The sequence below is a fragment of the Streptomyces palmae genome (assembly GCF_004684805.1).
Taxonomy (GTDB): domain Bacteria; phylum Actinomycetota; class Actinomycetes; order Streptomycetales; family Streptomycetaceae; genus Streptomyces; species Streptomyces palmae.
Genome location: NZ_SRID01000274.1, coordinates 1 through 9,574 on the forward strand (window position 1 = coordinate 1; position 9,574 = coordinate 9,574).

At 72.9% G+C, this 9,574-nt stretch carries 9 protein-coding genes; 5 read left to right on the forward strand and 4 right to left on the reverse strand.

Going from position 1 to position 9,574, the window contains the following annotated elements; translation table 11 throughout:
- Nucleotides 1-52: 52 nt before the first annotated feature.
- Nucleotides 53-625, reverse strand: a complete 573-nt coding sequence (locus E4099_RS23525) for a cob(I)yrinic acid a,c-diamide adenosyltransferase (protein WP_135341113.1) — start codon at nt 623-625, stop codon at nt 53-55.
- Nucleotides 626-870: 245 nt separating this feature from the next.
- Here E4099_RS23525 and E4099_RS23530 point away from each other — a divergent pair, with 245 nt between their 5' ends.
- The 3 genes from E4099_RS23530 to E4099_RS23540 all read left to right on the forward strand — a co-directional run bounded on the left by E4099_RS23530 (nt 871) and on the right by E4099_RS23540 (nt 5,024).
- A complete protein-coding gene (locus E4099_RS23530) occupies nt 871-1,719 on the forward strand; it encodes a 3-hydroxyacyl-CoA dehydrogenase family protein (protein WP_135341114.1) in 849 nt (282 codons plus the stop codon).
- A gap of 188 nt (nt 1,720-1,907) precedes the next feature.
- Entirely contained in the window at nt 1,908-2,231 is a 324-nt protein-coding gene (locus tag E4099_RS23535) for an STAS domain-containing protein (RefSeq protein WP_135341115.1), read from the forward strand.
- Between the two features lie 198 nt (nt 2,232-2,429).
- Nucleotides 2,430-5,024 (forward strand): ATP-binding protein, encoded by a 2,595-nt coding sequence (locus E4099_RS23540; RefSeq protein ID WP_135341116.1) that lies wholly within the window; start codon nt 2,430-2,432, stop codon nt 5,022-5,024.
- A gap of 139 nt (nt 5,025-5,163) precedes the next feature.
- Here E4099_RS23540 and nucS read toward each other — a convergent pair whose 3' ends face one another.
- Entirely contained in the window at nt 5,164-5,826 is a 663-nt protein-coding gene (gene nucS, locus E4099_RS23545) for an endonuclease NucS (RefSeq protein ID WP_209446705.1), read from the reverse strand.
- A 343-nt stretch (nt 5,827-6,169) separates the two neighbouring features.
- Between nucS and E4099_RS23550 the strand changes: the two genes are divergently transcribed.
- Nucleotides 6,170-6,562 carry an SCO5389 family protein gene (locus E4099_RS23550; RefSeq protein ID WP_135341118.1) on the forward strand — a complete coding sequence of 131 codons (393 nt, stop codon included), beginning with the start codon at nt 6,170-6,172 and terminating at the stop codon, nt 6,560-6,562.
- 432 nt (nt 6,563-6,994) lie between these two features.
- Here E4099_RS23550 and E4099_RS23555 read toward each other — a convergent pair whose 3' ends face one another.
- Complete coding sequence (locus E4099_RS23555; protein ID WP_135341119.1) at nt 6,995-8,035, reverse strand: LLM class flavin-dependent oxidoreductase; 1,041 nt, start codon at nt 8,033-8,035, stop codon at nt 6,995-6,997.
- A gap of 210 nt (nt 8,036-8,245) precedes the next feature.
- On the opposite strand from E4099_RS23555, the gene E4099_RS23560 reads away from it, so the two are divergent.
- Complete coding sequence (locus tag E4099_RS23560; RefSeq protein ID WP_135341120.1) at nt 8,246-8,569, forward strand: ATP/GTP-binding protein; 324 nt, start codon at nt 8,246-8,248, stop codon at nt 8,567-8,569.
- A 55-nt stretch (nt 8,570-8,624) separates the two neighbouring features.
- Here the strand turns inward: E4099_RS23560 and E4099_RS23565 are convergent, their stop codons facing one another.
- Complete coding sequence (locus tag E4099_RS23565; protein WP_386389495.1) at nt 8,625-9,542, reverse strand: ABC transporter permease; 918 nt, start codon at nt 9,540-9,542, stop codon at nt 8,625-8,627.
- Nucleotides 9,543-9,574 lie beyond the last annotated feature (32 nt).

Here is a 9,574-nt window from a genome sequence, read left to right on the forward strand (position 1 = left end):
GGGGAGGGCCCGGGTCCGGGGCCGAGGGTGACCGTGGACCCGGGCGGGGAGCTCAGCGGTTCTCGCCGGGCACCCAGAGCACGTCGCCGCGCTCCTTGTTGGCCGTCCTGGCCAGGATGAACAGCAGATCGGACAGGCGGTTGAGGTAGGTGGCCGTCAGCGGGTTCATCACCTCGGCGTACTTCTCCAGCGCCGCCCAGGTGGACCGCTCGGCACGCCGCACCACGGTGCACGCCTGGTGCAGCAGTGCCGCCCCGGGGGTGCCGCCCGGCAGGATGAAGCTGCGCAGCTTCTCCAGGTCCTCCAGGAAGCGGTCGCAGTCCGCCTCCAGCTTGTCGACATAGCTCTGCACCACGCGCAGCGGCGGGTACTTCGGGTTCTCCACCACCGGGGTGGACAGGTCCGCGCCCACATCGAACAGGTCGTTCTGGACCCGGACCAGCACCGCGGTGACCTCGGGGGAGAGCTCGCCCAGGGCGATGGCCACCCCGATCGCCGCGTTCGCCTCATTGGTGTCGGCGTAGGCGGAGATCCGCAGATCGGTCTTGGCGGTGCGGCTCATGTCGCCGAGGGCGGTGGTGCCCTTGTCCCCGGTACGCGTATAGATACGGGTGAGATTGACCATGCGTCGAGCCTACGCGCCACCGCCGCGGCCCTGGCGTCCGCCCGACCGACCGGTGCTGCCGGACACCGCGGAACACCGCGGGACACCTCCGGACAGCGCAGGACACCGCCGTACCCGCGCGAGCGGTGCGCCGACCCTGGGCCATGCGGTGAAGAACACACCGTGACGCGCCTTACTTCCTACTGCCACCGGCACCGAACGGGCGTTAGGGTCCGGCCAATAGCATCGAGGAGAGGTTGTGTGACGTGGCGAAGAAGCTCGCCGTCATCGGAGCCGGACTGATGGGGTCCGGTATCGCGCAGGTTTCGGCCCAGGCCGGATACGACGTGGTGCTGCGGGATGTCACGGACGAGGCCCTCGCCCGGGGGAAGAGCGGTATCGAGGCGTCGTACGCCAAGTTCGTCGGCAAGGGCAAGCTGGCGGCCGAGGAAGCCGAGCAGGCGCTGGCCCGGATCACCACCACCACCGACCTGGACGCCGCCGCCGACGCGGACATCGTGGTGGAGGCGGTCTTCGAGAAGATCGAGGTCAAGCAGGAGATCTTCCGCGCCCTGGACGGCCTGGTCAAGGACGACACCGTCCTGGCCTCCAACACCTCCGCCATCCCGATCACCAAGATCGCGGCGGCCACCCGGCGCCCGGAGCGGGTGGTCGGTGTCCACTTCTTCTCGCCGGTGCCGATGATGCAGCTGGTCGAGCTGGTGCGCGGCTACAAGACCAGCGACGAGACCCTCGCCCGGGCCCGTGCCTTCGCCGAGGAGGTCGGCAAGACCTGCATCGTCGTCAACCGCGACGTGGCCGGCTTCGTCACCACCCGGCTGATCTCGGCGCTGGTCGTGGAGGCCACCAAGCTCTACGAGTCCGGCGTGGCCTCCGCCGAGGACATCGACATCGCCTGCAAGCTGGGCTTCGGCCACGCCATGGGGCCGCTGGCCACCGCCGACCTCACCGGTGTGGACATCCTGATGCACGCCACCGGCAACATCTACGCCGAGTGCCAGGACGAGAAGTTCGCGCCGCCGGAGGTCATGCGCCGCATGGTCGACGCCGGTGACCTCGGTCGCAAGAGCGGCCAGGGTTTCTACCGGTACTGATGGGGTAAACACGGAGTCCACCGGGCCTGACAGGACGTCAGACCCGGTGGTCCGCCGACGGGCTCACCCTCGCGGGTGATTTCGGTATCGGTTCGCTTACAGGCGGCGACTTCGTCGTGTGAAAGGCAGTCAGTTCTGTAGACATAGGCGCACCACGACAGCGTCACTGCACACCAAGGGGAGCGCATATGCACATCAGGGGCGACCACGCCGAGCTCGCCGTCGAGGGTCGCCTCGACGTCCGAAGCGCGGCGGACGCCCGTACGGTCCTGCACCGAGCCGTTGACTCAGGCCACGGTGACCTGGTGCTCGACCTGGCCGAACTGGACTCCTGGGATGCCACCGGCCTCGGCGTCATCATGGGAGTCCACCGCAGGGCCGGCCGCGCCGGCCGCAGGCTGGTGCTCCGCGGAGTGCCACCCCAGATGCAGCGCCTGCTGGTCGCCACCCGGCTGCACCGGATCCTCGCCATCGAGGGCGGGTTGGAAGCGGAGTCCCTGCCGCGCGTGTGAAACGCCGGGGTGGCGCAGCCCCCTCCGGGTGTCGCTGGATAGTGTGGGACGGTCTAGGGTTCGGCTTCGCCGCATACCCAATGCCCTCGGCGGGCACCGAACCGGAAGCGATGGCTGAGGGAACCCCCTCCCGCGGACGGCGGAGTGCCGACGGGCCGGGGAGGCACACCGTACGCCACGCATCTGGGGGCTTTGAGCATGGAGCCGATGAATCCGGGATCCGACGAGCACGGTCGCGAGGACCGGACACGTCCGACGGGCGGCACCCCGCCGCTGCCGCCCCGGGACCTCGCGCCGTCGCCCGGCGTCGCCCGGACCGCCACCCTGGTCGTCGGCGAGGATCTCCTGACCGTCAACCCGGTGGACGGCAGCGAGATAGAGCCATGTCCGCCCGGCGCGCGGCCCGCCAGGCCGGAGCGGCACATCCCTGCCCGGCGCACCGAGGTGCGCCGGGCCGCGATCGCGCCCCCGCCGATCGGCCCAGAGCACGAACTGCCGATGCTGGGACGGGCCGAGGAGCGCGAGCAGCTGTCCGGGCTGCTCTCCCGCGGCCGTTCGGTACGGCTCACCGGCCCCTCCGGCGCCGGCCGCAGCACCCTGCTGGCCGCGGTGGCCGCCGACTGCGAAGGGCTCGCCCCGGACGGCGTGATCCAGCTGAACGGCCGTCACCGCACCCCCAGCGACCTGCTGCGCGATCTGTACGCCGCGGTCTACCACGCCCCCCGGTACCGGGCCGGCCGGGCCGAGCTGCTGGCCGCGGTCCGCGAGATCGGGGCCGTCGTCGTCCTGGACGACCTCGAGTTCGGCGGCGCCGCGCTGGACGACCTGCTGGACGCCACCCCCGAGTGCGCCTTCCTGATCTCCGCCACCCCCCAGACCGCCGCCCCCTCGCCAGGCTGCCCGCTGGAAGAGGTCTCCCTCGGCGGTCTCAGCCGCACCGCCAGCCTGGAGCTGCTGGAGCGCGCGGCCGGCCGACCGCTGGACCAGGAGGAGGCCGACTGGGGCGCCGACCTGTGGTTCGAGTCCGAGGGCCTGCCCCTGCGATTCGTCCAGGCCGGTGCCCTGCTGCGGCAGCGTGACACCCCGCGGCACCCGCCCATCGCCTTCGACAGCTATGGCGACCTGGCCGAACACTCCACCGGCGCCGCGGCGGAGGACGCCGGATCCGGTGCGCCGGACCGGCCGGAGCTGCCGCCGCTGACCGAGGCCGCCGCCCCCGCCGCACTGCTGGCCGCCGGACTCGGCGAGGCGGCCCGCGAGGCGCTGCGGTTCGCGGTGGCGCTGGGCGGGGAGTGCCCCCACCCGTCCCAACTGCCCGCGCTCACCGGGGACACCCGCGCCGACACCGCCCTCGGCGAACTCGCCGGCTGCGGCCTGATCACCCCGGCGGGGCCGCGCTACCGGCTGGCCGCCGGCGCCCTGGCCCAGCTCACCGAAGCCGGGTACGCGGACACCGCCGCCGCGCACATCCAGACCATCGCCGGGCACTACGCCTGGTGGACCGGCCACCCCTCGGTCACCGAGGAGCGGGTCGCGCTGGAGGCGGACGCGGTACTGGCCACCCTGGCCGCGCTGCTGGCCGAGCGCGCCGCCGGGCAGCCCAGCACCGCCGTGCTGCTGGCCCGTACCGCCGCTCCCGCCTTCGCCTCCGCGCTGGCCTGGGGCGCCTGGGAGCGGACGCTTCGGCACGGGCAGGAGGCCGCCCGGCTGGCCGGGGAGGTCGCCGAGGAGGCGTACTTCCACCACGAGCTGGGTGTCCTGGCGCTGTGCACGGGCAATCTGGACCGGGCCCGGGCCGAGCTGGAGGCGTCCATCGGACTGCGCGGGGTGCTCGCCGACCGCCGAGGGGCGGTGGCCGGTCGCCGGGCGCTGGCCCTGGTCGCCGACCGCTCCGGCACCGCGGCCCCGAGCGCGCCGCCGGCCGCCGGCCGTCCTGGCGAGGGGGCCGGCGCCTCGCCGTTCGCCCCGCGGGTCCCGGACGCCGGGCCGGCCACCGCCATCACCGAGCAGCTGCCGCCGGTGCCTTCCGCACCCGACACGCAGCTCTCCGGCACGTCCTTCCCGGGCACGCCGTTTCCGGGCACGCCCCCGGTGGCCGACCAGGGTGCGCTGCCGACCGACCGGACCGAGGTGCTGGCCCCCGTACCGCCTCCGGCCTTCCCGGCACCGGGCAACGGACCCAAGCGCCGCCGCGGGCTGCCCTGGGCGGTGCTCACCGGCTCCCGGCGCAACGTGGCCGCGGCCGGGGCGGGCGCCCTGCTGGTCGCGGTGCTCGGCACCGTGGTCACCCTGGGGATGGCCTCCGACGAGGAGGACGGCACGTCCCCGGACACCGTGCGCCCGGGCACCTCCAGCTCCCAGCCGGACGGCACCGGGGACCCGGTGGACACTCCGAGCAGCGATTCCGGCTCGCCCGATGGGATCACCCAGCCCGGGACCGGCGCGACCAGCGATCCCACCACCTCGCCGAGCACCGGCGAGACCGGCAGCGATTCCGAGAGCCCGCGGACCCCGGACGATCCGGAGGCCACCGACACACCCTCGGAGCAGGACACCACCAAGGACCCGACCCCGCACACCCGGCCGCCGACGACCAAGCCGACCACCCAGCAGCCGACGACCAAGCCGCCGACGACCAAGCCGACCACCCAGCAGCCGACCACCCCGCCGGCCACTTCGACCACGACACCCGAGGATCCCAGTCCGACCAGCGAACTCACCGACAGCGCCAGCGGCCCCGCCCCCACCGGGGCGACCACCGGGAGCTACAGCGCCGGCGGCAGCGCGGCCTGACCGGGCGGGCACACGCGAATCGGCCGCCCCGGCACCCCGGAGATCCGGGATGCCGGGGCGGCCGATTCGGCTTCGGCGAGGCGCCCCGGCCAAGCGCGGGGCCGGCTGCGGCCGGTCGCCTCAGGCGGAGCGTCGCGGCTCAGAAGAGGCGGAGCTTGTCGTCCTCGATGCCGCGCAGCCCGTCGTAGTCCAGCACCACGCAGCCGATACCGCGGTCGGTGGCCAGCACCCGGGCCTGCGGCTTGATCTCCTGCGCGGCGAAGATCCCCTTCACCGGGGCGAGGTGCGGATCGCGGTTGAGGAGTTCCAGGTAGCGGGTGAGCTGCTCGACGCCGTCGATCTCACCGCGCCGCTTGATCTCGACGGCCACCGTGGCGCCGTCGGCGTCCCGGCACAGGATGTCCACCGGGCCGATGGCGGTGGGGTATTCGCGTCGAATCAGCGTCCAGCCCTCGCCCAGCGTCTCGATGCGGTCCGCCAGCAGCTCCTGGAGGTGCGCCTCCACGCCGTCCTTGATCAGCCCCGGGTCCACGCCCAGCTCGTGTGAGGAGTCGTGCAGTATCTCCTCCATCGTGATGATGAGCTTCTCGCCCGCCTTGTTGATCACGGTCCACACGTCGCCGTCGCCCTCCTTGAGGGTGCACGGCGGAGACATCCAGTTGAGGGGCTTGTAGGCCCGGTCGTCCGCGTGGATGGACACACTGCCGTCGGCCTTGACGAGGATGAGCCGAGGGGCCGAGGGAAGGTGGGCGGTGAGCCGGCCCGCGTAGTCCACGGAGCAACGGGCGATGACGAGACGCATGGTCCGCAACGCTACTCGACGCCGGCCCCGGTACGCGATTCGCCCACCCCAGGGCCGGTCCTCCCCGGCCCCGACGGGTTCCTGCCCGGCCGCGTACCGGCGAACCGCCCCGTGATCCGGCCCGGTCCCGCGCCCGGCGGAGCACTTGGCGCGGCCGCTGAGGCCGCCCTGTTGATCCCGGGACGACCCCCTTCGGCGGTGGCTGGTTGTGGCCGCACTCTCCTGGTGTCCGCGCGGTGGCCGAATTACCGTTGTCTCGGGCGGTCGTCATATGTGCACGCTGCGTCGCGGCCGTCCGCCTATCCCTGAGACCCCTGTCCCTGGGGTCGCGAGAGGAGAACCCATGTCGCTGGACGTCTCACCGGCCCTCCTCGAACAGGCCGAGCGAGGCGAGGTCGACGAAGCCGCCTTCGTCGACTGCGTCCGGACCTCCCTGCCGTATGCGTGGGAGATGATCAGCTCCCTGGTGGCCCAGCTCAAGGTCGACGGCGGCCAGTTCGCCGACAACCAGACGCCGCCGCCGGACGAGCAGGCGCGCGGTCAGTTGCTGAGGGCACTGGCGAGTGATGCGATCCGCGGTGCGCTGCAGCGGCACTTCGGGGTGCGGCTGGCGTTCCAGAACTGCCACCGGGTGGCGGTCTTCCCTCTGGACGCGTCGGTTGATGAACGACTGGCCCGGTTCACATCCATACGTGGACAGATACTCAACCAGTCCCCCGAACTGCGCGACTGCTGAAGCGTTTCGGCTGCCGCTCCTCGGGGGGAGGTGCATCAGACAGGGGCGGCAGCGCTCCAGCAGACCGGGCACCCGCCAGGCGCCCGAACGACCGGCGCCTCCCGGCGCGTGTGCATCAGCGGCAGCCGACCGCCCGGACCGGCACCCTTGGCGGCGTGCGGATCAGCGTCCGCCGAGCGCCCGGACGACCGGCATCCCCGCAGTACGTACGGACCAGCGCCCGCCGAGCGCCCGGATCGACACCCTTCCGCCGCGTGTGCACCGGTAGCAGCGGCGCATCCGCTCCGGAGCCCTCTTAGCGCGTACGGAACGGCACCCGCCGACCGCCGGGCTCCGGCACCCTAGCGGCGCGCACGGACCAGCGTCCGCCAGGCTCCCGAACGACCGGCGCCCCCGCGGCGCGGGCGATGGGCGGGCATGCCGGGGACGTCCTCAGACGAGCAGCGGGATGACCTCCTGCCCCAGCCGCCGTACGTTCTGCTCGGTGGCCGCCACATCACCCGACCCCTCCATCAGCAGCGCGAAACGCCGGATGCCGGTGCGCTCCGCGGTCGCGGCCAGACGGTCCGCGCACAGCCGCGGCGGGCCGACCGGATGGATCCCGCAGAGCAGGTCCGTGTACGCCTCGGGGTCCCGCATCCGACGCGCCCGCCCGTCCACCGTGGTGTGGGCGTCCAGCCCCTGCCGCAGCCAGCCCGGCATCGCCTTGACCAGGGCCTCCGCCGCGTCCGGGCGGCTGTCCCCGACCTGGGCCACACCTGCCGAGACATGCTCCACCGCGGCCACCACCTCCGGCGGATGCCCGGCGGCCCGCGCGCAATCCCGCCACAGCGCCACCATCTCCGCCTTCTCCGCGTCGTCGCTGTGCATGCCCAGCAGCATCGGCAACCCCTGCTCGGCGGCGAGTCGGACGGTCCCGGCGGAGGTGCAGGCGACCAGCACCGGCGGGGCGCCGGGCGCGTCCCGCACCGCGCCCAGCAGCTCGTCCGGGCGCGGCACCACCGGGACCTCGCGGAAGGAGAAGTGCTCGCCGTCCGCGCCGACCCGCGGCTCGCGCAGCCAGCGCAGCAGCAGCCGCAGCGACTCCGGGAAGCCGTGCTCGTAGGCCGCCAGTCCGCCGCCGAACACTTCCAGGTCAACCCAGGGCCCGCCGCGGCCCACCCCGAGGGTGAACCTGCCGCCCGAGGTGAGGTGCAGCAGCGCGGTCTGCTCCCCCAAGGCGACCGGGTGGGCGTTCGGCAGCACGCTGACCGCGGTCCCCACCCCGATGCGCCGGGTGCGGCCGAGCAGCAGCCCGGCGAGGGTGATGGCGGAGGGGCAGACTCCGTAGGGCACGAAGTGGTGCTCGGCCAGCCAGACCGCGTCCAGCCCCGCCTCCTCGGCCACCTCGGCGGTTCGCACGGCCCGGTGCAGCGCCTCCGCCTGCCCCTGGCCCGGGAATTGGGCGGCCAGAATGAATGCCCCGACGCGCATGTTCGCTTACTGCCTTCCTCTGATGGCTCGGCGCCCCCCCAAAGCGCTGTCCCCGCAAAGGCAATAACGCCTGACACGTGCCAAGGGCACGGCCTGGCATGAAGTTTTCATGATGATCACAGGGTGGCGGTTCGGGCGTGCTGCCCAGGCCGGGGCGGGGCCGCGTACGCTTTCCGTATCCCGTGCTCCACAGCCCGTCCGAGGTGCCCCATGTCCCCACGCCGGAACCGCCCGCGCGGCAGCGATGCGTCAGCAGACCGTGACACCGGCCTGGCGGACCGCTACGGCCTGGGCCACACCGAGGACTGGCAGGGCGAGGAGTGGGTGGTGCGGCAGATCAGCGGCGGCGCCGCCGTCAAGCACTACCGCTGCCCCGGCTGCGACCAGGAGATCCCGCCCGGGCTGCCGCACGTGGTGGCCTGGCGGCAGCACGGCGGCGAGGACGACCGGCGGCACTGGCACCGCGCCTGCTGGAACGCGAGAGACCGCCGGAGCGCGCGGCTCCCGCGGTCTCGTAACGCGCCGAGGTACTGACGGGCACTGACAGGTACGGAGAGGTACCGAGGAGTACCGGGGGTAGGGTCCGGCCTCAGACGTCCCGCTTCTCGATCGCGGCGTGGGCGCCGAGCATCGCCACCGCGGTCACCCCGGTGATGATCAGCAGGGGGTCCCAGCCCTGCGGGCCGGAGTCGTTGGGGCTGGCGCCGTTGTCGTAGAGCACCGTGAGCTGGTTGGGCACCGAGTACTCCAGCAGCGCGTCCCGGACGTCATGGAGTGCGCCGGCCTGCATGAAGATCGCCAGCACCAGCGGCAGCAGCACCACGCCGATCATGATGGTGATGGCGCCCGCCGAGTGGCGGATCAGCGCGCCGACGTACAGCGCCAGCAGCCCGAGCAGCGCGACGAAGGTGCTGACTCCCACCACGGCCTTGAACCAGTCCTCGCCGGTCGCCTCCACAGCGCCCTCGTTGCCGCTGAGCAGGGAGTCGTCGATCAGCGCGGTCACCAGCGTGCAGGCGGCCATCACCACGAAGGTGAGCAGGAAGAAGACCACCGCCTTGGCCCCCAGCACCCGGCTGCGGCTGGGGCAGGCGGTGAGGGTGGTGCGGATCATGCCGGTGCCGTACTCGGAGGAGATGACCAGCACGCCCAGCGTGATCACGCACAGCATGCCCAGCAGCACGCCGACGAAGCCGAAGGTCAGCGGGGAGTTCCCCTCCAGGTTGGAGTTGGACAGACCCGCCGCCGTGGCGAAGCCGATGCCGACCACCAGCGCGATCAGCACGCCCAGGGTCCACATGGTCGAGCGGACCGACTTGATCTTGGTCCACTCGGAGCGGAGGGCGTGCCCGAGGTTGGTGGGCCGGATCGGGATGGGCGAGGTGTACGCGGCGTAGCCGGGCGCCCCGGGGGCACCGGGCATACCGGAAGCCGGTGCGGCACCGGGCATACCGGGGGGCGTCGGGCCCGCCATGGGGGCCGGCTGCTGCGGGTACGGGGTCGTCATCGGGCGTCCTCGCTGTGGTGCTTGTTCAGGGC

Bases quoted from the DNA above. Each gene is read 5' to 3' on its own strand.
- E4099_RS23525 (WP_135341113.1), bottom strand. From the start codon at position 625: ATGGTCAATCTCACCCGTATCTATACGCGTACCGGGGACAAGGGCACC.
- E4099_RS23535 (WP_135341115.1), top strand. From the start codon at position 1,908: ATGCACATCAGGGGCGACCACGCCGAGCTCGCCGTCGAGGGTCGCCTC.
- E4099_RS23540 (WP_135341116.1), top strand. From the start codon at position 2,430: ATGGAGCCGATGAATCCGGGATCCGACGAGCACGGTCGCGAGGACCGG.
- nucS (WP_209446705.1), bottom strand. From the start codon at position 5,826: ATGCGTCTCGTCATCGCCCGTTGCTCCGTGGACTACGCGGGCCGGCTC.
- E4099_RS23550 (WP_135341118.1), top strand. From the start codon at position 6,170: ATGTCGCTGGACGTCTCACCGGCCCTCCTCGAACAGGCCGAGCGAGGC.
- E4099_RS23555 (WP_135341119.1), bottom strand. From the start codon at position 8,035: ATGCGCGTCGGGGCATTCATTCTGGCCGCCCAATTCCCGGGCCAGGGG.
- E4099_RS23560 (WP_135341120.1), top strand. From the start codon at position 8,246: ATGTCCCCACGCCGGAACCGCCCGCGCGGCAGCGATGCGTCAGCAGAC.
- E4099_RS23565 (WP_386389495.1), bottom strand. From the start codon at position 9,542: ATGACGACCCCGTACCCGCAGCAGCCGGCCCCCATGGCGGGCCCGACG.